Below are 24,546 nucleotides of genomic sequence, written 5' to 3' on the forward strand. Positions count from 1 at the left end.
AGCGCTGACACGGCACTGACATGGAGCTGACACGTCGGACCGGAGTCCCCACGCGGCGGGGGCGTTTGTCGGGTTGTGGCTTGTCTTCCGCGTGTGGGACGGGTTTCCGCTGTGGTCTCCGAGCGGCGGACGCCGTGCGGCGACCGCCGCTGCAGCGGATGGGGTCAGCGCAGCGCTGGGGCTATTTCGCGTTCGAACAGGTCGATTCCGCTGGTGTCGTAGGCGGATTCGGGGAAGTTGAAGATGGCGTAGGCGAGGCCGAGGTCGCCGACGGCGGACAGTCGCTCGGTGATCTGTTCCGGGGTACCGACGGCGGCGGAGGTGCGGAGCATGCCGTCGACGAAGGATTTGGCCCGGTCGTCGCCGATTACCGTGGCCAAGCGGGCCTGTAGGGCCGAAAGGCGTTGTTCGACTTCGGCTTCGGTGGACCCGATGACGGCGTTGAAGTTGGCGGAGCGCACGATGGCGTCGAAATCGGTGCCGACATCGGCGCAGTGCGCGCGCAGGATTTCGGACTTGTGGGTGAATTCCTCGGGTGCGCCGCTGAAGTTGGTGTACTGGGCGTACTTTGCCGCGATGCGCAGTGTCTTCTTCTCGCCGCCGCCCGCGACCCAGATCGGAATACCGCCCTCCTGCAATGGAAGTGGCCGCACGATCGCACCGTCGACCTGGTAGTACCTACCGTCCAGTGTGGCCTCGCCTATGGTCCAGGCCTGGCGGAAGATCTGCACGCCCTCATCGAGGCGCCCGAGCCGCTCGCCCGGCGGCGGGAATCCGTAACCGTATGCGCGCCACTCGTGTTCGTACCAGCCGCCGCCGATGCCCATTTCGACCCGGCCGCCGGAAATCAGATCCGTGGTCGCGGCGACCTTGGCCAGATATGCCGGATTGCGGTAGCTGATCGCGGTACACATCTGTCCCAACCGAATTCGCGATGTGGTGGCCGCGAACGCCGACATCAGCGTCCACGCCTCATGTGTCGCCTCCTCGGTCGGCACCGGCACCGTGTGGAAGTGGTCGTATACCCATAGCGACTCCCAGGTGTCCGCGGCGTCCGCCCGCTGGGCGAGATCGCGCATCACCCCCCACTGCGCCGCCGGGTCGATATCGACCAAATCCAGCCGCCACCCCTGTGGAATGAAGATGCCGAAGCGCACAGATCTCTCCTTCATAGTTTTCACCGAACTTAGGGGATGGCAGCCGGCGGAGCCGGCGGGTGGGTAAATTCAGCTGCAACGATCCTCGCTGGCCTCCTGTGCTCGGCACAGAGTTCGGCTCGGCCTGCGTCGAATCACGCTGCTGACGCGAAAATCGCTGGCGGGGCGGGTGCGGTCCGGTTCATGCAGGCGCTGGCATCACCCCGAGTGCCGACGCGTTCGAGGTTCTGGCCCGGTTGGTGCGGCGATTCGTCGGCCGGGCCTGGGTCATCCCACCTGGCCCGATGTCGAGATCGCCGTCGGGGCTACTTCGACATCATGACACCGGATGTGGGTCGGCTCATAGCCGAGCGAGATACCGTCGATCTTTACGCGGTTCGAGTGTGAACACCCGCGTCAACGCATGTATCCTTCAACCGGAAGCTGTGCGGTCCGCCCGATCCGGGCGGCGCATTCGAGAATCCGCAGTGGTGACGGCCTTGCGGCGGCGTTGAGGAGGTGGGGTTGCGATGCGCAGCGAACCTCCCAGTCGAAGGCCGCGCGGCGCCGCCCCTTCGTAAAACCGTCCTGAAGTAGTCGGTCCCGGGGTTGGTGCCCGCGGTGTGACTTCGTTTTCGATTCACTCGCCTTACTCGCCATGTGCTGAGGACCTCCCATGTCACAGACCGATCTCGTCGAAGCACGTCCGACGCTGTCCGCATCCCTGCAGGACATCGTGGACACCCATCGTGTCGATGCCGCACTCGACTGGCTCGACAACCAGCAGCCGCACGTCATCGCGGACGAACTCGCGCGCATGGACGCCGTCCAAGCGGGCCTCGCCTTCCGTCTGCTCGACAAGGATCTCGCGCTCGCCGTTTTCGAAGAGCTCGAACCCGTTGACCAGCAACAGATTCTGGAGGGTCTGCGCGATCAGAGCTTCCGTGATCTGGTCGAGGCCATGGATCCCGACGACCGCGCCCGGATGCTGCGCGAGGCGCCGGCCAAGGTCGCCAAGAAGGTGCTGGCCGGGCTGAGCGCGCGCGAACGCCGGATGACCGCGTCATTGCTCGGTTACCCGGAGGGATCGGTCGGGCTGTACATGACGCCGGAAGTCGTTGCGCTGCCGCGCAATCTGAGCGTGCCGGACGCACTGCAGACGGTACGGATCAAGGGCATCAATGCCGAAACGGTGTACACACTGCCCGTCGTCGACGCCGGTCGCCGACTGACCGGCATTGTCGAATTGCGTGAGCTGGTACTCAGCCGGCCCGACACCATGGTGTCGGATCTGGTTGTCACCGAACCGACATTCGTGCGCGCGACCGACTCCGCCGAACAGGCGGCGCGGCTGATGCGCGAAACCAATGTCATCAACCTGCCGGTCGTCGACAGTGAGGACCGACTGGTCGGCCTGCTCACCATCGATGACGCCGTCGAGGTCATCGAGGCCGCCGACAGTGAGGACGTCGCCAAGCAGGCGGGTTCGGCACCGTGGGAGGGCCACTACATGGCGGCCAAGGTGTTCCAGCTGGCCCGCTACCGCGCGCTGTGGTTGCTGCTGTTGCTGTTCGCCGCCACTCTGACGGTCAGCGTCACCGACTTCTTCGAAGGCACCCTGCAGCAGGCGGCGCACCTGGCGTTGTTCATTCCGCTGCTCATCGGCGCGGGCGGGAATGCGGGTGCCCAGGCGGCGACCGCATGTGTGCGCGCACTCGCCGTCGGTGAGGTGCGCGTCTCCGACCTGTTCAAGGTGATCTGGCGCGAATGCCGCGTCGGCCTGGTCCTCGGCACCATGCTGGCCACCGCGGGCATAGCCATCGGTGCGCTCTTCGTCGACCCCGGCACGGCCCTGGTCGTCGGCATCACCCTGGTCATCATCTGTGGCTGGGCCGCAACCATCGGCGGCACCATGCCATTGCTCGCCAAGCGATTCCGCATCGATCCGGCCGTGGTCTCCGCCCCCATGGTCACCACGCTGGTCGACGCCACCGGCCTCATCATCTACTTCACCACAGCCAAACTGGTCCTCGGCATCTGAGGCGAATTGCGTTGCGGCAACTAGATTCCCGCCTTCGAGCAAACCTCTGGCACATGTCAGAGCCTACCGCTATCATCGAACAGAATTTCGATTCCGGGATGAAGGGGAGGGCTCAACCCAATGATCAACAGCGGAAAGACAATTGAAGAACGGATACGTGAGCTGGAACAATGGCGGGAGTACCGGCTTCCGCTCGACGGTTGGATCGTACGAGACCTGTACAAGTACGTGTTCGCGATCAAATCCGAAATCAACACTCTGGAGATCCGTCTCGCGGATGCGGTAGGTCCGATCTCTGTGCAGTCGGAGCTCGACCGCATCAAAGTCGATGTTGCGCAGATCTTGGACATCCTGCAGAAGCACGACACCGTCGATGTCGGAGCCGATCAGCCTGGGGGCTCAGCCCGATGAGTAAGGCGGAGGGATCTGTGGAGCGCCGACTGGAAGCGCTCGAACGGTGGCGGATTCACCAGCTCACCTGGGATACTGCGACAGTGACCGGTATCAATGATCGGCTGGATACTCTCGATGCGAGCGTTGCGGAAATCCGCACCAGTATTGGAGATCTCGAGGGTCGGTCGGTTGCGTCGCGGTTGATCTCGATGAGTATCGACATCGGCAACATGGTGTCGCGGCAGGATGCGATGGCGTCGGGGTTGGATGCGATGGTGTCGCGGCAGGATGTGATGGCGTCGGGGTTGGATGCGATGGTGTCGCGGCAGGATGTGATGGATGGACGGCTGACGTCGATCGAGGCTGATGTCGGGTGTCTGAAGTCCGATGTCGCGCAGATTCTGCAGATTTTGCGGGAGCCCAAGGGCGACAAGTAGTTCGAGATATGAGAAATCCGGCTCAGCCTGAGGGGTGAGCCGGATTTCTTTGATGCGTCGGGCGTCAGAACTCCCAGTCTTCGTCTTCGGTGTTGACGGCCTTGCCGATGACGTAGCTGGAGCCGGAGCCGGAGAAGAAGTCGTGGTTCTCGTCGGCATTGGGGGACAGTGCCGAGAGGATGGCCGGATTGACTTCGGTTTCGTCCTTGGGGAACAGGCCCTCGTAGCCGAGGTTCATCAGCGCCTTGTTGGCGTTGTAGCGCAGGAACTTCTTGACGTCCTCGGTGAGACCGACCTCGTCGTAGAGATCCTGGGTGTATTCGACCTCGTTGTCGTAGAGCTCGAACAGCAGCTCGAAGGTGTAGTTCTTGAGGTCGTCGCGTTCGGCCTGGCCGAGCAGTTCCAGGCCCTTCTGGTACTTGTAGCCGATGTAGTAGCCGTGCACCGCCTCGTCACGAATGATCAGGCGGATCAGATCGGCGGTGTTGGTGAGCTTGGCCCGCGAGGACCAGTACATCGGCAGATAGAAGCCGGAGTAGAACAGGAAGCTCTCCAGCAGGGTGGAGGCCACCTTGCGCTTGAGCGGGTCGTCGCCGCGGTAGTACTCCAGTACGATCTCGGCCTTGCGCTGCAGGTTTCGGTTCTCCTCCGACCAGCGGAACGCGTCATCGATCTCGCGGGTCGAGCACAGCGTGGAGAAGATCGAGCTGTAGCTCTTGGCGTGTACCGACTCCATGAACGCGATATTGGTGAGCACCGCCTCCTCGTGCGGCGTCGCGGCGTCCGGGATCAGGCTCACCGCGCCGACCGTGCCCTGGATCGTGTCCAGCAGCGTCAGGCCGGTGAAGACCCGCATGGTCAATTGCTTCTCGTCGGCGGTGAGGGTGTTCCACGACGGGATGTCGTTGGATACCGGCACCTTCTCGGGCAGCCAGAAGTTGCCGGTCAGGCGATCCCAGACCTCGGCATCCTTCTCGTCGGGCACCCGATTCCAGTTGATGGCCGACACCCGATCGATCAGTTTCATCCTGCCTCCACACCCTTCCCGAGCACGCTGCCGTCGCGGAATTGCTACACCCTGAACACTACTCCTTGGGGGTGACAAGTCCTTGCAGCACAACAGCTTGTGTCGCAGCGGGGTCTTTCCTGATGGCGCAGATGCGCCGGCGACCACCGCGTGCGGCCCCCATTGTGCGCCACGCGCCGCGAAATCCGTGCATCGATGTCGGCGCTGTCGGCGCGGTCGCCTGTGGTTTGCCGGCCGGCCGGTCGCAGGCTCGGTGCGCCACGGACACCTGGTTCTGGTGTCGGCGCCGGGATTGCTGCAATTGCCCGGTGGCAACCGACGGTGCGCCGGGCCTGGTCGGCCGCACCGAAGTGGGCGCAGCATCACATTTTCACTCGCGGATGTCGGAGCCCGGCAGTAGCATCGGTCCGACCGTGTGGCAGCGACCGAGGGGGCCCGATGTCCGCACCGACCGATCCTGATATGTCCGATCTGCTCGGCCGGCTCTCGCGGGTGCCGAGCGGTCGCCGCAGCAAATGGGTGGTGCTCGGCGTCTGGATCATCGCCCTGCTGGCGCTGGGCACCTTCGCCGGAAAGCTCACCGGCGCGCAGAAGAACGACAATGTCACCTGGTTGCCGGACAGCGCCGAATCCACCCAGGCATTCAAGCTGGCCGAGAAGTTCGGCAATAGCGATCAGGTTCCGGTGGTGCTGGTATATGAGCGCCGCGACGGGATCACCGAGGCCGATCGACTCACGGTCGGCGCCGATGCCGGTCGGTTCCGGCAGGTCGAGCATGTGGTTTCCGATAAGGTGCTCGGCCCGATCCAGTCCGGCGACGGTCAGGCGCTCGAGATTCTGGTGCCGATCTCGATGGGATCCGAGGGCTGGAACCGCCTGACGAATGTGGTCGACGCGATCAATGACGCGGCCGGGGAGCGACCCGACGGATTGTCCTTCTATGCCACCGGACCGGCCGGGTACGCGGCCGAATTCGGCGAGGTTTTCCAGCGGATCGACGGTCTGCTGCTCTATTCGGCCGCCGCGGTCGTCATCGTCATTCTGCTGATCACCTACGGTCCGATGCTGTGGGTGTTTCCACTGCTCACCGTCGGTTTCGCACTGGCGATATCGCAGGCCGCGGTATTCGGCGCCACCAAAGTGGGGCTGACCGTCAACGCGCAGAGCCAGGCCATACTCACCGTCCTGGTCTTCGGCGCGGGCACCGACTATGCGCTGCTGCTGGTTGCGCGCTATCGAGAGGAACTGCGCCGTCATCCCGATAGACACGAGGCGATGGCGGTCGCGCTGCACCGCGCCGGACCGGCGGTGGTGGCCAGCGGTTCCACCGTGATCGTCTCGATGTTGGCGCTGCTGGTGGCGGAGATGAACTCCACCAAGGGCATCGGGCCGGTCTGCGCCATCGGCATCACGGTGGCACTGCTGGCCATGTTGACGCTGCTGCCCGCGCTGCTGGTGATCGTCGGCCGGTGGATCTTCTGGCCGCGGCATCCGAACTTCGGTACCGTCAACGAGACCGAATCCGGCATCTGGGCGCGCGTCGGATTCGCGATCGGCCGGCGGCCGCGCACCGTCTGGATCGGTACCACACTGGCGCTCGGCGCACTAGCGCTCGGTGCCATCGGGTTGGAGGCCGAGGGCATCGCGAATAAGGACGCCTTCGTCGGCTCATCGGCCGCGGTCACCGGAACCGAGGTGCTGGAACGGCATTTCGAGGCGGGCACGGGTCAGCCGGTAATGGTGGTCGCCGCGTCCGCACGTGTCGAAGCGGTCGCGACCGCCTTGGCATCGACGCCCGGAATTACGGCGCCGTCGCGGCCTATCGTCAAGGACGATCTGGCCTATGTGGAGGGCACGCTCACGGATCCGCCGGACAGTCGGGCGGCCGAGGCCACCATCGATCGGGTGCGCGCGGCAGTGCGCGCGGTGGATCCATCGGCCAGGGTCGGCGGGCAGACGGCCGTCGTGCTGGACATCAAACGCGCTGTGGCACATGATAATCGGGTCATCGTGCCGGTGGTGCTCGCCATCGTGATGGTGATCCTGATGGTGCTGCTGCGCGCGGTGGCCGCCCCGATTCTGCTCACGGCGACCGTGGTGCTGTCTTATCTCGCGGCGCTCGGACTGAGCCGCTGGATTTTCGATCTGGCCGGTTTCCAGGGCGCCGATGCCGGACTGCCGCTGCTGACCTTCGTTTTCCTGGTCGCACTCGGCATCGACTACAACATCTTCCTGATGTCACGGGTACACGAGGAGGCAATCAAACATCGCACCAAGGCGGGCGCGCTCATCGGTTTGGCCGCGACGGGCGGCGTGATCACCTCGGCCGGACTTGTCCTGGCAGGCACATTCGCGGTCTTCGCGACCATGCCGGTGGTGACCTTCGCCGAAATGGGCATTGTCATCGCCGTCGGCGTACTGCTCGACACCGTGATCGTGCGTTCGATCCTGGTCACCGCCCTGACGTTGGATATCGGCGACCGGATCTGGTGGCCGAGCGCGCTGGCCCGGCCGCAGCCGGCGGCGGATCGCGAACCGGAGGTCAGTCTCAGTAAATGACCCGCCGTCGCGCTGCCGCATTTCGGGCGCGTCGACGGGTTACGTTGTGGCCGTCGATTATCACGCGTTTCGGAAGGAGTGTGTGTTATGACCAGTCCCGGCCCGACCACGACCCGACCCGCGCTCAATGACATGACGATCTTCGCGGGCGTCCTGATTCTGATCACCGGTGTGCTGCATCTGCTCGCCGCTATTGCGGCCATCGCCAAGCGCGAACTCTTCGTCTTGACCGAGGATCAGGTCTTCCAGGTGAACGTCTCGGCCTGGGGCTGGGTCCACCTGGTAATCGCGGTGTTGATCATTATCGCCGGCATCGGCATCGTCACCGGACAGACCTGGGGTTATCTGGCGGGTATCGTGATGGCCTCGATCAGCCTCCTGGACAACTTCCTGTTCGCGCCGATGTACCCGTTCTGGTCGCTGGTGATGATCGCGCTCGACGTGCTCATCATCTGGGCGCTGGCGCGGCAGATCGGCGCCGAAAGCGGAGCCGCGTAATAGGTTTCGCATTATCGGCCCCCGGCCCGTCGGCTTCGGATCGGGGGCCGAATTGTCTGCCTACCTGGTGCGCGGCGGCGGTCCGCCCTGCCCACCAGGTCCGCCCTGCCCGCCGGGGCCACCACCTTGTCCGCCGGGACCGCCCGTGCCGCCCTGTCCCGGCGGTGTGCCGCCATTGCCGGACTGGGTGTTCTGGGATTTCTCGGCGACACCGATGGTGATCGAGACGGTCATGCCCGAACTCGGAGTGCCGGTGACCGTGGCCATCTCCGCATCCCAGCCGTCGCCGAAGACGTTGTCCGAGGCGAGTGAAATCTGGGAAAGGTTGCTGATGCTCTGTGCGTATCCGGAGTCGGCGGCGAATACGGTACTGCAGACGTCCTGCGGCAATGCGATCTGTGAGGTGAGACGGGCGTTTTCGCCCGCGACGGCGGTGCTGAGCGAGTCGTAGACCTCGAAATGGATATGTGGCCAGCGACCGGAGTAGCAGGCGGGGAAGATCGAGGTGAAGCTCACCTCGCCGTTGGCATCGGCGACCTGGACGCCACGCAGATAGTTCTGATCGGTAATGCTCTTGCCGTAGAGCGAGTATTCGCCGGAGCGGTCGCAATGCCAGACATAGACGGCCAAGCCCGCGCCCGCGGCGCCGCTCTTGGCCAAATCCTGCAGCTTCAATCGTAGTGTCATCGGAACGCCCTGTGCGACACCAGAATACGCGCCGAAGCTGGTCGTGATGTCGGAGCGGACCACGCCGGATTGGATCAGCACATTGGGGCCGTTGGAGCCGTCGCCCGGGTACGGGCCCGCGGTCTCCTGCGGTGCGGCGGTGACCGCGCCGGTGTTGGTGGTTGTGGTGCTGGCGGTGGTGGTGGAAGAAGTACCGCTGGTGGTCGTCGCCGACGCGCAGCCCGCCGCCACCGTCGCCGCCCCCGCGGCGCCGAAGAAGACCAGGGCGCGCCGACGCGACATCACCTTCATATCGTGGGCGAGCCCGAGATCGTGCTCGTGTACGTGGCCGTCGCCGCGGTGCGCGGGCTGTGTGCTCACTGCGTAGTCCTTCCGTCGTCGCGATCAACTCTCGACCGTGACGTTATGGACGCAGGCTAGGTGGTTTGTTGGCCTCGGCTGGGAACGAGCTGTGAGGGCTGCTGACCACTACCAGCCCGGTCTGGCGAGCAGCGTTTCGGCACGCTGCTCGATCAGCGAGATCTGATCGCCCCGCCCCTCGAACAATACGGTCCGGTTGGACAATTGCTGGCCATGTTTGCGATAGCGCAGCGTGATCGTGTCGACGACCACGCCCGATGCGATCGCCGATGCGGAGATCAGCAATCCCGTATCCTCCATGCCGCGCATGGCGGCCCAGCCACCGGTGATGAGCAACAGTTCGCGGCGCCACATCACCCCGGCGGGATGAACGGGCAGCCGGTGCTCGGCCGACCATGCCCGCACCAGAGCGCCGCGGGGGAGTAGTCCGGGTTCGAACGGCAGCGGAAACTCCACCAGCTCACCGGAGCTCAGCAGATCCTGGGCCGGGCCGACGGCGAATCCCGCGGTGGGGTGGGCCTGCAGCGCGGCCGCGAGCGTGGCCAGCGCGGTGGGCGCCAATTCGTCGTCGGCGTCGAGATTCTGGATCAGGGGTGCGGTGGCCCGGCCGAGAGCCACATTGCGGGTAATGGCCGGACCTTCGTGGGAACCGTTGACCGCGAGGTTGATTCGTGGATCGTCCGCGGCGCCGCATTCGGCGAGGGCGGTGCACACCGAGGTAGGTGACTCGTCGTCGACCTGGATCAGCCAGTGCCAGTCCTGGTGGGTCTGCGCGCACAACGACCGCCAAGCTGCGGGTAGGTAGCCTGCGTAGTCGCTGTGTACCGCCGTCACTACCTCGACCCGCATGGACCGTAGTGTGCCACCGTGGCGCGGGCACTGCGCTGATGGGAATAGGTGATTCAGATCATGTGCCCAGCTCCGGTGATGGCGCGGCCGCGAGATGGTCATCGAGTACCGGCGCGATGATCGAGAGCGCGTGCGGTGAGGTCAGGTCGTTGTGGCCGAGGTCGATATCGTGGTTGACGACCCGGCCGGATGCGTAGGGCCGCCAACCGTCCGGCCCGACGATCTCGGAGCTGTCTACGGTTGCGCTGAAATACAGCAGGTCGCCGTGGTAGACCGGGCGGTGGTAGCCGGTGCGGGTGCGCGCGGCCGCGTTGTAGGAGGCCGCCATTCGCTCGATGATCTCGGCGTCGATCAGTTTCATACCGAGCCGGGTCTCGATGATCTCGGCGGCCTCCTGGGCGCTCGCCTCGGCGGGCACGTCGTCGATGCCGAAGATCGCGCCGAAGGTATTGACGAATGCGCCCGCGGAAAGCTGTTCGATGGTGTCGCTGTCGATATCGGCATGGTCGGTGTCCAACAGCGCTACGACGCCGACGGATTCGCCCGCGGCCTGCAGTTTCGCCGCCATGGCGTGTGCGATGAGGCCACCGAAGGACCAACCGAGCAGATGATACGGCCCGTTCGGCTGGACGGCGCGGATTTCGCGGATATACCGATCGGCGGACTCCTCGATGGATTCCGCGGCCGGTTCGCGGCCGCTCAGTTCCGGCGCCTGGAGACCGTAGATCGGGCGGCCTGGCCGGAGTCGTTCCGCGAATCCCAGGTAGCTCCACGACATTCCGGACGAGGAGTGGATGCAGAACAGGGCGGGTTCGGTGCCGCCGAGTCGGATCGGCAGCACTACATCGAGACCTAGTCCGCCTGGTGCGGTGGCGGTTTCGCGTGCCACCGCCTGTGCCGCCAGGGCGGCAGTTTCGTCCGCGGCGGCTTGCTGCGCCGCCGGGGTCTGCGCGAAATCGGCGGCCGCGGTGAGCACATCGGACCACACGGTCGCCAGTTCGGCGACCTCGGCACGGTCCAGGAGTGTTTCGGGGAAGCGGAGATTCGCGTGCAACCGATCGTCGATGACGATCGCGGTCACATCGATCGCGGAGGTGACCGGGACATCGGGGTGCTCGTCGGCGCGCAGCGCACCGAATTCGTCGGTGGGCGACCAGCCGAGCCCTTCGAGTCCGGCCGGAATGTCGCCGGCGGAGCGCCGACCCAGGTATTCGAAGCCGATCCCGCCCCACAGTTGGGACGGAAGTTGTACTGCCACAGCATCGTTGAGATAGCGCAGCGCACCGAATCCGATGCCATCGTCCGGCACGGCGAGCAGCTGATGTTTGATCGCGCGCATTGCCGCACCCATGGCGGGGCCGCCCGCGCAGGCGTCATCGATATCGATCTCGGTCAGATCCAGCCGCACCGGATAGGTAGGGGTGATCCAGCCCAGAGTCCGACTCAGGTCAGCGCCCGGAATCGCGCGCCGCGGTCTGCCATCGGCTCTCAGGCGCAGCAGTGCCGTCGGTTCGTCGACGTGGTGGCGTGCGCGCCAGCGATTCAGCGCCAGGGTCAGCGTGGTGAGCAAGGTATCGGTGCCGGTGCCGCGCAGTAGCCGAGGCAGGGTGGTGAGCAGCGCGTCGGTTACGTCCTCGGAGACCTCGAGTTCGACCGTGCGCAGTGTGTGCGCCCGATCGATCGCCGGATCGAGTTCGCGGGAGCCGACCAACGGATCCGGACCGCGGAGCACGTGCTGCCAATGGTCGAGTTCGCCGCTACGGCGGACGGTATGCGCGTCCTCGACGAGGGCGTACGACCATCGGCGCATCGACGTACCGGTCTCGGCCAGCACCGGTGTGTTCCCGACCGACACTTGTGCCCACGCGGCGATCAAGTCCGGCATCAGAATGCGCCACGACGGGGTGTCGATGGCGATCCGGTGCGCCACGATGAGCAGTCGACCCGATTTCGTCCTGGCTCCGGCGTCGCCGACCGGATCGAGCCAGACACATTGCAACACAATGCCATTCGCCGGAGACAGACGGTCCGCCGCGGCATCCAATTCGGCAAGGGCGTATTCGCGCAGATCGAGCGAGTCGGCGGCGGCATCGAATTCGATGCGGTGCACCAACGCGTCGACATCGACCGATCCGGGCTCGTCGATCCGTACCTGCCAGCCGTCCTCGGCCTGCCACAGCCGCGAGCGCAGCATGTCGTGCCGGTCGACCACGGCGGCGAGGGTGGCGACCAGTTGGCCGCGTTCGATGCCGACCGGAAGCTCCAACACCGCTGCCTGCGCGCAGCGATCGAAGTTACCGCCGCGCTCGATCAGGGCGCGCATATTCGGGGTGAGCGGCAGTTCGCCGATACCGCCGCCGGGCAGTTCGTCGAGCGGGACGATCGCGCCCGCGGCGTCGACGGCGGCGGCCAGTGCGGCCACGGTGCGATGTTCGAAAAGCTGCAGCGGTGTGCACTGGATGCCGCGCAGCTTCGCACGGGACACCAGCTGGATCGCGAGAATGCTGTCGCCGCCGAGCGCGAAGAACGAATCATCGACGCCCACCTTGTCGCGATCGAGCAGTTCGGCGTAGATCTGTGCCAGGATCTGCTCGGTCGCGGTCGAGGGGGCGCGGTATTCGGTCTCCTCGACCACGAATTCGGGTTTCGGCAGGGCCCTTCGATCGAGTTTGCCGACGGCGTTGAGCGGGATGGCTTCCAGGACGACGAAGGCGGCGGGCACCATATACGCGGGCAGGGCATCGGCGGCGACCGCACGCACATGCGCGATATCGAGTTCGACACCGGACTTGCGAACGAGATAGGCCGCCAGCGCGGTCGATCCGGTGGGGCCGGGAACGCCGAGCGTCACGGCGAAGTCGACCCCGTCCGCGCGGCCGAGCACCGCATCGATCTCACCCAGTTCGATGCGCTGACCGCGCACCTTGACCTGGAAGTCGGTGCGGCCGATGTACTCCAGCTCCAGGGCCTGCCCTACGGTGCGGGTCCAGCGCACCAAATCGCCGGTGCGGTACATGAGTTCGCCGGGGCCGCCGAAGGGGTCGGCGATGAATCGCGCCGCGGTCAGGCTCGGCCGGGCGTGATAGCAGCGGGCCAGTGCGGGTCCGGCGAGGTACAACTCGCCCGCGACGCCGATGGGCACCGGGCGCAGCCGATCGTCGAGGACCAATACGGCGGCACCGCGAATGGGCGCACCGATGGTGACCGGTGTGTCCGCGGCCAATGGTGTCGAACCCGTTGCCCAGATGGTGAATTCGGTCGGACCGTACAGGTTCACCATGGTCCGATCGGTGCACCAGCGCTCGACGAGTTCGGCACCGACCGCCTCGCCCGCCACCGCGAGCACCCGCACACTCGAAACCTCGGCAGGATCGATCGTGGCCAAGACAGACGGAGTGATCACCATATGCGTGACCTGCTCGGCGGCGATCAGTTCGGCGAGTGCGCTGCCGCCGAAGACCTCCGGCGGTGCGACCACCGACGCGCCACCGGACCCGAATGCCATCAGCGCCTCGAACACCGATGCGTCGAAACTCGGTGAGGCCACCTGCAATATCCGGGAGTTCGCATCGACGCCGAGCGATTCGCGTTGTGCGGCGATGAGATCGGCGATCCCGCGATGTGAGACCGATACGCCCTTCGGTGTTCCGGTCGACCCCGAGGTATAGATCATCCAAGCCGGATTGTCGGGACGGATCGAATTCGGCACCAGGGCAGCAGCGCTCGCCACCTGCTGGCGTGCGCTGAATGCGATGTCGTCGAGGACGAGCCATTCGGTGCTGTCGGGCAGCAGTGGCCGATAGGCGGTGAGAGTGAGCCCGACCCGCGCGCCGGAATCGGTGAGCATGTGATCGATGCGGTCTACCGGATGCTTCGGATCGACCGGCAGGAAGGCCGCGCCGACCTTCGCCGCGGCCCACATGCCGGTGAGCAGTTCGGCCGAGCGCGGGAGACCGAGCGCCACTACGGTTTCCGGTCCGATGTCCGCGTCGAGGAGGAGCCGGGCCAGCTGATTCGACTGGGCATCGAGCTCCTGGTAGGTCGTCGTTCGACCGTCGGCGACGACTGCGGGGCGCTGCGGATACGACGTGGCGGATGCGGCGAGTGCCTCGACCAGTGTCGTCGTCCCCGCGGTCCGCGGGCCACGCACCGGAACCAGCTGTGCGCGTTCGGATTCGTCGAGGATATCGATATCGGCGAGGCACACATCGATATCCGAGACGACCGCGGCGAGAACGCGACGCCACCGCGCGGCGAAGGCCGCCATCGTGCTCGCGTCGAAAAGATCTGTCGCATAGGTCAGTACGCCGTCGACACCGTCCGGGCCATCGGCGCCGAAGCGCTCGCGCAAATCGAGCGTGAGGTCGAACTGTGAAGCAGCGCGGTCGAAATCCTCTACCTCGAACCGCAATCCGGGCAGTTCCAGGACCGGTTCGACGAAGTTCTGCAGTGACAGCGACACCTGGAATATCGGGTGGTGTGCGGTCGATCGGGTGGGGTTGAGTACCTGGACGAGTCGCTCGAAGGGCACATCGGTATTGCCGAACGCATCCAGATCCGCCGCGCGCACGGTGGCGAGGAACTGGCGGAACCCGGTCCCCGGATCGACCGGGGTGCGCAACGCGAGCGTATTGACGAACATGCCGACGAGTTCGTCCAGTGCCTCTTCACCGCGACCGGCGACCGGCGTTCCGATCACCACGTCGTCGGTGCCGCCGAGGCGGGCGAGCAGTACCGCGAGCGCGGCGTGTACGACCATGAAAACGCTGACATTGTTCGCGGCCGCGAATTCGATAATGGCGCGGTGCAATGGTGCGTCGACGGTGAAATCGAGGTCGGCGCTGAGCATCGATTGCACGGCGGGGCGCGGGCGGTCCGCGGGCAGCTCCAGCAGATCCGGCGCACCGGCGAGGGAGTCGGTCCAGTACCTGATCTGTCGTGCCGCCAGCGATTCCGGATCCGACTCGCTGCCGAGCAGTTCCCGATGCCAGAGGGCGAAGTCGGCGTACTGCACCGTGAGCGGCATTCTGGCGGTCTCGTCCCCGCTGACCCGCTCGGAGTAGGCGGCGACCAGGTCGGCCGCCAGCGGCGCCATCGATGCGCCATCGGCGCTGATGTGGTGTACGACGAGCACGACGATATGTACGTCACCGGTGGAATCCGAGACCGAGATATCCGTGGCGGTATAGCTCGAGGACACCGGAGCCAGGCCGGAGGAGGGACCCGACGACACCGCTGAGACGCCAACGGACGGGCTCGAGCGGACCGGTACGATGCCGGAGGAGTGCTCCGCCGCCCCCAGCACGTCGTTGACGGAGTAACTCGGATCCACGATCCGGAACAGCCCGACCCGCACCGGCGGCTCGGTGGCGAGATCGAATCCGGTACCAGCCAGCTCGTTGATCCGAGCGCGCAGCGGTGCGCCGTCTTCGGTATCGAGCACCGGCATGGTGGGCGCGGCCACCGCCACGCCGACGACCACTTGACGTGGTCCCTCGGCATCGACGGGATACAGCGTGCGTAAACTCTCGTGCCTGCCGATCACATCGGCCATCGCCCGGCGCATCGCGTCGATATCCAGGTGGCCGGTGAGCCGCAGCGCGACCGCGATGTTGTACGCCGATGAGGTCGGATCCAGCCGATTGAGCACCCACATGCGTTGCTGGGCCGGGGACAAGGGAATTCGGTCCGGCCTGATCCGTGGTGCGAGGGCGAACCGGCCCGGTTTGCCGTCGGTGGCCGGGATCACCCGTGCCGACAGTTGAGCGACGGTGGGTGCGTCGAACAGATCGCGCAGCGCGATGGTCGAGCCGAGGGTCGAATTGATCCGTGCGACAACCTTGGTGGCGCTGAGCGAGTTGCCGCCGAGTTCGAAGAACGACTGGTCGACGCTCACCCGTTCACTGCCGAGTACCTCGCCGAAAACCTCGGCAACGGACTGTTCGACGGATGTGCGCGGGGCGAGATACGGCCGTTGCGCGACCGAGAAGTCAGGCACGGGAAGGGCTTTGCGATCCAGCTTGCCGACCGGGGTCAGCGGGATCTCGTCGAGTACGACGAGATGGCTGGGCACCATATAGCCGGGCAGTTCGGTCGCCACCTGGTCACGCAGCCGCTCGGGGTCCAATTCGGTATCCTCAGTGGGCAGCACATAGGAGACCAGTACGGTCGCGCCGGCCGGTCCCGGCTGGCCGATGGTCACCGCGTATTCGACCTGTTCATCACGGGAGAGCACGGCATCGATCTCGCCGAGTTCGATGCGCAACCCGCGGATCTTGACCTGGAAATCGCTGCGGCCCAAGTACTCCAGTTCGAGCGCGTCGTCGGCGCCGACGACCCACCGGACCATATCGCCGGTGCGATACATCCTTTCTCCGGCCGCGCCATACGGATTCGCGATGAAGCGCGCCGCGGTCATCTCGAACCGATTGAAGTAACCACGCGCCAGCGCCGGACCGGCCAGGTACAGCTCACCCGCGATGCCCACCGGTACCGGGCGCAGCCAGGTATCGAGCACCAGATTGGATGCGCCGCGGATCGGGCCGCCGATGGTGATCGGTTTCCCCGGCAGCAGTTCGGCAGGGCTGGTCGCACAGACGCTGAATTCGGTGGGGCCGTACAGATTCACCATCCGCCGCCCGACCGCCCAGCGGTCGATCAGTTCAGGTGCGACGGCCTCGCCCCCGACCCCGAGCACTTGCAGATCGGCCAGGTCGGTCGGTTCCATGGTGGCCAGCGCCGACGGCGTGATCACGGCGTGGGTGATCCGTTCGGCGCGTAGCAGACGTTCGAGATCGCCGCCGCCGTAGACATCCGGTGGCGCTACCACCAGGCGGCCACCCGTCGAATGCGCCATCAGCAGCTCCATGACCGATGCGTCGAAACTCGGCGAAGCGACCTGTAGCGAACTTATGGCGGGATCGAGTTCGAGGGCCTCTTGTTGTGCGGTGGCCATATTCGCGAGGCCACGATGGCTGACCAGGACCGCCTTGGGCTTACCGGTGGAGCCCGAGGTGTAGATCAGGTAGGCGGTCTGGTCGATATTGATGGGCCCCCCGCGCTCTTCGTCGGTAATGGGTGCGTCGGAGACGAGCATGACCCGTCGAATCGTGTTCAGATCATCGAGCAGCAGCCAGTCGATGGTGCCGGGCAGTGTCTCACCGGTCGCCGTGACGGTCACCCCGATCGGGGCCTTCGAATCGGTGAGCATGTGCTCGATCCGCTCCACCGGATAGCTCGGATCCAGCGGCAGGAAGGCCGCACCGGACTTGGCCAGTGCCCAGACGGCCACCACGGATTCGAGTGATCGGGTAAGTGCGAGTATGACGAAGACCTCCCGGCCGACACCGCGGCCGAGCAGTACCCGGGCGAAGCGGTTGGACCAGGCGTCGAGTTCGCCATAGCTCATGGTGAGATCGCCCGCGGTGATCGCGATGGCGTCGGGATCGATGCGCGCGGCCGCCGACAGAATGTCCGGAAGTGCCTGCGGCGGAACCGATTCCGCGCCACGCACCGGCAGCAGGGTGGCCAGCTCGGCGTCGTCGCAGTATTGCAGTTGGGAGACGAGGGCATTCGGGTTGTCGGCGAGTTGGGTCAGTAGCCGGATGAAGCGATCCAGCAGTGGTTGTGCCGCCGCGATATCGAGCTGGTCGGCCATGAATTTCAGTTTGATTTGCAGCGTGTCGTGCCCGTTTTCGCCGTGCAGCGGAATGACCATGAGGCCCAACGGGTAGGGCGTCGCGTCGGTGCCCTCGACATCGAGCACCCGCATACCCGCGATATCGAGCGCCTGCGACAGCGCCTCCCGGTCGATCGGATACGACTCGAATACCGTGAGCGTGTCGAAGAGTTCGGCGAGGCCGACGGACCGGTGGATGGCGGCCAGCCCCACATGCTGGTGGTCCAGCAGGCGCGCTTGCTCGGCCTGGACGCGGGTCAGCAGGTCGGTGACCTTCTCCGTGGGATCGAGCTGGACCCGTACCGGGAGCGTATTGATGAACAGCCCGACCATCTCTTCGACACCGGGCAGCTCCGGTGGCCTACCGGATACGGTGCCGCCGAACACCACATCCGTATGCCCGGTCAACATGGCGAGCAGCATCGCCCATGCGGCCTGCATCACCGTATTCACCGTCGCGCCGGATTCGCGTGCGGTGTTCTCCAGCCGCTCGACCGTGGCGCGCGGCAGGTCGCGAGAGATCATTCCGCTCTCGGTCGATTCGATCCCGGCCAGTGTCGGGACCGCGCGCGTCGGCGAATCTACGCCGGCCAGCGATTGCGTCCAGGCCGCGAGCGAGGCCGCGTGGTCCTGCTCGTCGAGCCACGTCAGGAACTCCCGGTACGAGTGCGCGGGTGGCAGTGCCGAGGTGTCGCCCGACATGACGTAGAGCGTCAGCAGCTCGCGCACCAGCAGCGGCGTCGACCAGCCGTCCAGCAGCAGATGGTGATTGGTCATGACCAGCCGATAGATATCGGATCCGGTCCGGATGAGGGTGAAGCGGATCAGCGGTGGGCGGTCGAGTTCGAATCGGGTACGGGCATCGAGGGCGATCAGGCGGTCGACTTCGCGGTCGCGTTCGCCGGCGTCGGCGATATCGGTGAGATCGATATCGTGCCAGCGGATTTCGGCGTCGGCGAGCACGAGCTGGCGCGGCCCGTCGTCGGTTTCGGCGAAGGCGACGCGCAGGTTCTCGTGTCGCGCCAGCAAGGCCTGTGCCGCATTGCGCAAGCGGGCGGCATCGACGGTGCCCGCCAGCGTGAGCAGTGATTGGACGGTGTAGCCGTCGGCGGTATCGGTGTCGTAGAGCGCGTGGAAGAGCAGACCGTACTGCAGCGGCGAAAGCGGCCAGACGTCGGCGAGATTCGGGTAGGCGCGCTCCCAGCTCTCGATCTGCTGTTGTCGCACCGGGACCAGTTCGAAGTCGGACGGGGTGCGTCCGCCCGCGCCCGGCGAGCTGGCGTGCGCCGCCAGCGCCCGCAGCGCCTGCGACCACAGCTCGGCGAGTTGACCGACATCCGCCTCGTCGAGCAGCCGCGAGGCGTAGGCCCAGGTGACCTCCAGGCCGACATCGGTGAGTACGGCATTGATATCGATGACGGCGGCCAGCGGCGCCGACTCGTTGTGCGTCGCCGCGAAACGCTGTGGCAGCCAGGCTCCCGCGTGCCCGCCGCTGAGCGCACGGCCGAGATAGTTGAAGCTGAGCTGCGGGATCGGCGTGTCCGCGAGGGCGGCGGCGGACTCCGGATGCTGATAGCGCAGCATGCCGTAGCCGATGCCCTTATCCGGCACCGCGCGCAGCTGTTCCTTGATCGTCTTGATCGCGATGCCCGCCGCGGCGCCACCGGCGAACGCGTCGTCGAGATCGATGCCGGTCACATCGATGGCCACCGGGTAGATGCTGGTGAACCAGCCGACCGTGCGGGCGATATCGGCGCCGGGCAGCAGCGTCTCGGAGCGGCCATGGCCTTCCAGGGTGAGCAGCGCGGTATCGCGATCGCGCCAGCGGCGCACCGCGAGAGCGAGTCCGGCGAGCAGCACATCGTCTGCGCCACAATGGAATTGGTCGGGCAGCGTGGCAAGCACGGTGTTGGCGATGTCCGGGTCGACGGTGGTCCGGCACTGGCCCATGGTGGCGACGACGTCGACCGCGGGATCCAGTGCCGCCGTGCCGATGACTGGATCCTGGGTGGCCAGCACCTGTTGCCACAGTGGCAGTTCGGCCATCCGCTCGGCCGCCTGTTCCGCTTGACCGTATGCCCACCGTCGGAACGAGGTGCCGACGGGCGCGAGAGCCCCGCCCGCCGCCGCGATCGCCAGGTCCGGCAGCAGGATTCGCCAGGAGACGCCGTCGGTCACCAGATGGTGCAGCACCAGCCAGCACAGTGGATCGGCGCCCGCCCGCTCGATCAGCACGAAGCGCGCGACGACACCCGCCTCGGGATCGAGCAGATCCGCCGCCTGTTGTAATTCGCGCTCGTAGCTGTCGTCGGAGTCCACGTCGGCCGCGACTACCTCGATCAAGTCTTCGGCAGCGATCGAATCACGGTCGGCGACAACCCATTCCCAGCCTTGCTCGGTGTGCCGCAGGGTGGAGCGAAGCACATCGTGATGGTCGATGAGCGCTTGGACCGCGGCGCTGAGCTGGTCGCGGGAGAAACCCTCCGGGAGACCGATCAAGACGGCCTGACCGAAGCGGTTCCAGGTCGGTCCCTGCTCCACCATGGCGTGCACGATCGGCGTGAGCTTCACGGTGCCGACCCCGCCGCCGGGCAGTTCGGTGACCGTCTGCGCGCTGACGTCGGTCGCGATCGCGGCCAGCGCGGCAACGGTCTTGCGCTCGAACACATCTCGTGCGCTGAAGCCGATCCCGGCGGCCTTCGCGCGCGATACCAGCTGGATGGAGACGATGCTGTCACCGCCGAGTGCGAAGAAGCTGTCGTCGACACCGACCGTATCGAGTCCGAGGACATCGGCGAACAAGTCGGCGAGTGCCGCTTCGCGCGGCGTCGACGGTGCCCGGCTCACCACGGCTCGGACACTGAAATCCGGTGCGGGCAGGGCCCTGCGGTCCACCTTGCCGAGCGGTGTCAGCGGAATGCTGTCGAGCACCATGATGACCGAGGGGACCATGTAGGCCGGCAGCGTCTCACCGGCAGCGGCTTTCAGTGCCTCGGGGTGAATCTCGGTGCCGGGCTTGCCGAGCACGTATGCCACCAGCGCGGTCGCTCCGGTCGGGGTCTCGGCGCCGATGGTGAGTGCGAAGTCGACATCGGGTTGCCGTTGCAACGCCGCATCGATCTCGCCGAGTTCGATGCGGAATCCGCGCACCTTGACCTGGAAGTCGCTGCGGCCCTGGTACTCCAGTTCGTCGTCTGCGGTCCACCGCACCAGATCACCGGTGCGGTACATTCGCTCACCCGGCGCGTACGGGTTGGCGACGAAACGGCTGGCGGTCAGTCCATTGCGCCGGTGATAGCCGCGCGCAACGCCCGCACCGGCCAGATACAGCTCACCGACCGCGCCGCGGGCCACCGGTCGCAGCCACGGATCGAGCACCACAGCGGTGACGCCGAGCACAATGCTGCCGATGGTCACCGGTCCGCCGGGGCGCAATGGTCCGCTCAAGGTCACGGTGACGGTGGTTTCGGTGGGCCCGTAGCCGTTCAACAGCGTCCGCCCGGACCAGGTGGTCACCAGCTCCGGCGGACACGCGTCACCACCGACGACGATCGTGTGCAGATCCGGTAGCGTCGCCGGGTCCAGGGAGCCAACCACCGTCGGGGTGACATTCAGATGGGTGACCCGATGCGCGCGCAGCACTTCGGCCATCTCCTCGCCCGCATACGCCGACGGCGGCACGACGGCGAGCGTCGCACCCGCCGCGAGGGTGACCAGGATCTCCTCGACGGAAATGTCGAAACTCGGCGAAACCGCATGTGCCACTACCGAATCGGCGGTGACACCGAATCCGGCACCGGAACCGGTGACCAAATTCGCCAGCCCGCGATGCGACACCAGCACACCCTTGGGCAGTCCCGTCGAGCCGGAGGTGTAGATGATGTAGGCGATCTGATCCAGGTGTACCGGCCCGCGGCGATCGGCATCGGTGATCGCCGCCGAATCCTGTGCGTCCACCGTTTCGGCCGTCGCGGCGTCGTCGAGCAGCAGCCAGTTCACGCGGTCCGGCAGGGACTTTCGCGCCGGATGCACGGTCAGACCCGCGACGACTCCGCTGTCGCCGACCATATGCTCGATCCGGTCGGCGGGATAGGTCGGGTCGATGGGGACGAATGCCGCACCGGATTTCGCCACCGCGAGCGTGGCGAGAACGGACTCGGCCGAACGCGGAATCGAGATCGCCACGGTGCGTTCGGGTCCGGCGCCCGCTGCGATCAGCACGCGGGCCAGGCGGTTGGTGTACTCGTCGACCTGACGGTAGGTCATGCCGGTGTCGCCGCTGCGCAGCGCCACCGCCTCCGGATCGAGTGCGGCACCGGCCGCGATGATTTCGGGCAGGGTGCGCGGTGCGACGGCCTCGGGTCCGCGCGCGGGCACCAGCCGATCCCGCTCCTGCGGGGAGACGACCTGGACGGTAGACAGCGACGCATCCGGTCCGGCGGCCAGGAAGGCGTGCAGGAACATCGAGAAGCGGGCATGGTGTGCCGCCAATTCATCGGTGCTGTACAGATTCCCGTTGCCCTGCAGATCGATATGGGTGCTCTCGCCGCCCACGCCCGGATACAGGTTGAAGAACACGTCATCGATCAACCCGGATGTCAGCACGTGCAGTCGGCCGGTGACCGAGCCGAGCTGAATCCTGGTGTCCACCATCATCAAATTGACGGCCGGACCGAACGAGGACGCCTCGTCCATCGACCAGCCGAGATCACGGACGATGTCTTCCTGTCGATAGCGCTGCCTGCGCAGCGCCCCGGTCAGCTCACTCTGCGCTGCCCGGATCACGTCACCGACCGTGGTGGTCGGTGCCAACTTCAGGCGCATCGGAACGACATTGGCCACCATACCGCCGGAGCGGCGCAGCGCCGCCGTGGTGCGTCCCGAAACCGGCAGGCTCAGAACCACTTCGGGCGCACCGGTCATCGCGGCAAGATAGGCGCCGAAGGCGGCGACGATGGTCGGCGCGGCATTCGAGCCCACCGCCTTCGCGACGGTATCGAGCAATTCGGCCGTCGCGGCCGGCAGTGCGCCCGAGACCCGGCTCGGCGGCGCGTCGACATCGGCTTCCCGGCCCGCGAGATTGACCGGGTCGGCCATCCCGGCCAGATGCTCGCGCCAGTACTCGCGGTCGGTGTCGAATCGATCCGAGCCGCGGTAGGCCAGATCGGCGTCGACGATCTTCTGCAGTGGTTCGGCCTTGGCTTGCGGTGCCTCGCGGCCCTCGATGGCGGCGTTGTAGAGCTCACCGGTCCGTTGCACCAGGGCGAGCGCGCCCATGCCGTCCAGCACGATGTGGTGCATACGCGAGTACCAGAACCAGCGGTCATCGGCCAGTCGCAGCATGACCACTGCGACCAGCCGGTCCTGCATCAGGTCCAGCGGCGCGGAATACTCCGCGCGCATCCAAGCATGCGCCGCTGCCTCCGGATCGGGCTGATCGCGCAGGTCGATCATGGCGGGTGCGTCGGCAAGGGTGGTGTCGACGAATTGGTACGGCTGCCCCTCGACATCGAGCAGCCGGACATATCCGGTCCCGAATTCGCGCCCGGTCTGCTGGGCGGCCGCGGCGAGGGTGTCGAGATCGAGTTCGCCGATCAGTTCGACGTACTGCGCGATCGAGATAGGCGTATCGCCCGCGATGTGCTGGGCGAACCAGATGCCGCGCTGGGCTGCCGACAGCGGGAACGCGCTGTCGGGCGGTGCGGTGCCTATTTTTCCGTTCGAGGACGATGGCTGTTGCATAAGCACACCTGCGTTCTGACGTCTGGAGCGGTTGCGCACCGCTGGTCCCGACCGTCGCGTAGTAGCAAGTTCATTTTGGACCGGCGCCGAGCCGACCGAAGGCGGATTGACAACACTGTGTTCGATCAGCGGCGTCCCCGGAGGGCTACCTGGTTGCACGGGGCTGCCGCCTCCGGGCCCGGCATACGCGCCGCGGCGCGCCCGAACTCCGCGGGTTCGGGCGCGCAAGCTGAATAGCAGGTCAGGCGGACTTCCGCGGGGTCAGCCGATCGGCATCGGTGATCGGGGCGTCGGAGCTGACCAGGTAGCGCTGCAGCGTCGAGCGGTCGTCCAGGAGCAGCCAGTCGATGGAGTCGCTGAGCTCGGGACGACGAGCCTTGGTGGTGATGCCGAGGTAGGCACCGGGGACGCCGGTCGCATCCTCGGACACCGATGCCGGAGTCGCGCCGAGCTTGACAACGGCGGATGTGGCGACCGTGGCTTCGATCTGCGGGTCGATTGCCAACGCGATCCGCGCGTTCACGGCAGCGCCACGGGTGATCAGCACTCGCGCCAGCCGGTTCGCCCAACGATCCAGCTCGACGTTGGCGAGCATCCCGGAGTCATCGGGGACCGCGCACTGCTCGAGCCCGGCCGCATTCCGCAGGCGCGGCTGCAGCTGGATGACGTTGGTGGCGGGCGATTCGACCAGTGTGCTCATTGTGACCCCTCACAGGTTCCGTCTTGTTCTCGTTGCCCTTCTAATCTCGCTGCCGGGAGGGGTTGGCGACAGCTACCCAAATGCTGGTGGGCGCCCTCCAAGGGTGAGCGAATCCACCCCCAAGGTGTACGCCCCGATCGAATTGATCGAGCTACTCGCAACGACGATGGAGCGAGTTTTGTGGGTGAGGTTTGTGGTGGGTCTCGGGTTGGTGTTGTCGAGGCGTGTGCGACGGCGTTGCGGGGCTCGCTCGTGCGGCGGGTGCGGATCGGGTGCCGGGTGATCCGCTGTCGGTGGCCACCATGGAGCGAGTCTTACGAGCGATGTTCGCGGCCCGTCTCGCGTCCGAGCCGTCGAAGCGCATGCGCCGCAGGCGCGAGTCTCGACGGCTCGGACGCGAGACCGAAGGGGGCCGCCAACACGCCGCGCCGAAGGCGCT

12 protein-coding genes are annotated in these 24,546 nt (G+C 66.1%); 6 read left to right on the plus strand and 6 right to left on the minus strand.

All coding sequences use genetic code 11. The annotated features are described in order from the left end of the window. Nucleotides 1-164: 164 nt before the first annotated feature. Nucleotides 165-1,157, minus strand: a complete 993-nt coding sequence (locus AB0L58_RS34615) for an LLM class F420-dependent oxidoreductase (RefSeq protein WP_364393768.1) — start codon at nt 1,155-1,157, stop codon at nt 165-167. A gap of 655 nt (nt 1,158-1,812) precedes the next feature. Here AB0L58_RS34615 and mgtE point away from each other — a divergent pair. From mgtE to AB0L58_RS34630, 3 genes are all read left to right on the plus strand, one after another. Next, nucleotides 1,813-3,177 carry a magnesium transporter gene (gene mgtE, locus AB0L58_RS34620; RefSeq protein ID WP_364393729.1) on the plus strand — a complete coding sequence of 455 codons (1,365 nt, stop codon included), beginning with the start codon at nt 1,813-1,815 and terminating at the stop codon, nt 3,175-3,177. Between the two features lie 120 nt (nt 3,178-3,297). Further along, complete coding sequence (locus tag AB0L58_RS34625) at nt 3,298-3,588, plus strand: hypothetical protein (protein WP_364393731.1); 291 nt, start codon at nt 3,298-3,300, stop codon at nt 3,586-3,588. A gap of 17 nt (nt 3,589-3,605) precedes the next feature. After that, nucleotides 3,606-4,007: a hypothetical protein gene (locus tag AB0L58_RS34630; protein ID WP_364393733.1), complete on the plus strand. Its 402-nt coding sequence runs from the start codon at nt 3,606-3,608 to the stop codon at nt 4,005-4,007. A gap of 64 nt (nt 4,008-4,071) precedes the next feature. On the opposite strand, the gene nrdF is transcribed toward AB0L58_RS34630, so the two are convergent. After that, nucleotides 4,072-5,034 (minus strand): class 1b ribonucleoside-diphosphate reductase subunit beta, encoded by a 963-nt coding sequence (nrdF, locus tag AB0L58_RS34635; protein WP_364393736.1) that lies wholly within the window; start codon nt 5,032-5,034, stop codon nt 4,072-4,074. A gap of 438 nt (nt 5,035-5,472) precedes the next feature. Between nrdF and AB0L58_RS34640 the strand changes: the two genes are divergently transcribed. Further along, nucleotides 5,473-7,593 (plus strand): MMPL family transporter, encoded by a 2,121-nt coding sequence (locus AB0L58_RS34640; RefSeq protein ID WP_364393739.1) that lies wholly within the window; start codon nt 5,473-5,475, stop codon nt 7,591-7,593. 87 nt (nt 7,594-7,680) lie between these two features. Next, complete coding sequence (locus tag AB0L58_RS34645; protein ID WP_364393741.1) at nt 7,681-8,091, plus strand: hypothetical protein; 411 nt, start codon at nt 7,681-7,683, stop codon at nt 8,089-8,091. Between the two features lie 60 nt (nt 8,092-8,151). Here the strand turns inward: AB0L58_RS34645 and AB0L58_RS34650 are convergent, their stop codons facing one another. The 4 genes from AB0L58_RS34650 to AB0L58_RS34665 form a co-directional block, all read right to left on the minus strand. Beyond that, nucleotides 8,152-9,069, minus strand: coding sequence for a dioxygenase (locus AB0L58_RS34650; protein ID WP_364393770.1), 918 nt, complete (start codon nt 9,067-9,069; stop codon nt 8,152-8,154). A gap of 177 nt (nt 9,070-9,246) precedes the next feature. Beyond that, the gene (locus tag AB0L58_RS34655) at nt 9,247-9,987 is read right to left on the minus strand and encodes a glycosyltransferase (protein WP_364393744.1); all 741 of its coding nucleotides are present in this window, start codon (nt 9,985-9,987) and stop codon (nt 9,247-9,249) included. Between the two features lie 58 nt (nt 9,988-10,045). Beyond that, complete coding sequence (locus tag AB0L58_RS34660) at nt 10,046-23,407, minus strand: amino acid adenylation domain-containing protein (protein WP_364393746.1); 13,362 nt, start codon at nt 23,405-23,407, stop codon at nt 10,046-10,048. Nucleotides 23,408-23,648: 241 nt separating this feature from the next. Then, entirely contained in the window at nt 23,649-24,107 is a 459-nt protein-coding gene (locus AB0L58_RS34665; protein ID WP_364393749.1) for a hypothetical protein, read from the minus strand. Nucleotides 24,108-24,331: 224 nt separating this feature from the next. Between AB0L58_RS34665 and AB0L58_RS34670 the strand changes: the two genes are divergently transcribed. Next, a partial coding sequence (locus AB0L58_RS34670) for a hypothetical protein (protein ID WP_364393751.1) occupies nt 24,332-24,546 on the plus strand: 215 nt, incomplete at its 3' end.

It is taken from the genome of Nocardia sp. NPDC052112 (genome assembly GCF_040680135.1).
GTDB lineage: Bacteria > Actinomycetota > Actinomycetes > Mycobacteriales > Mycobacteriaceae > Nocardia.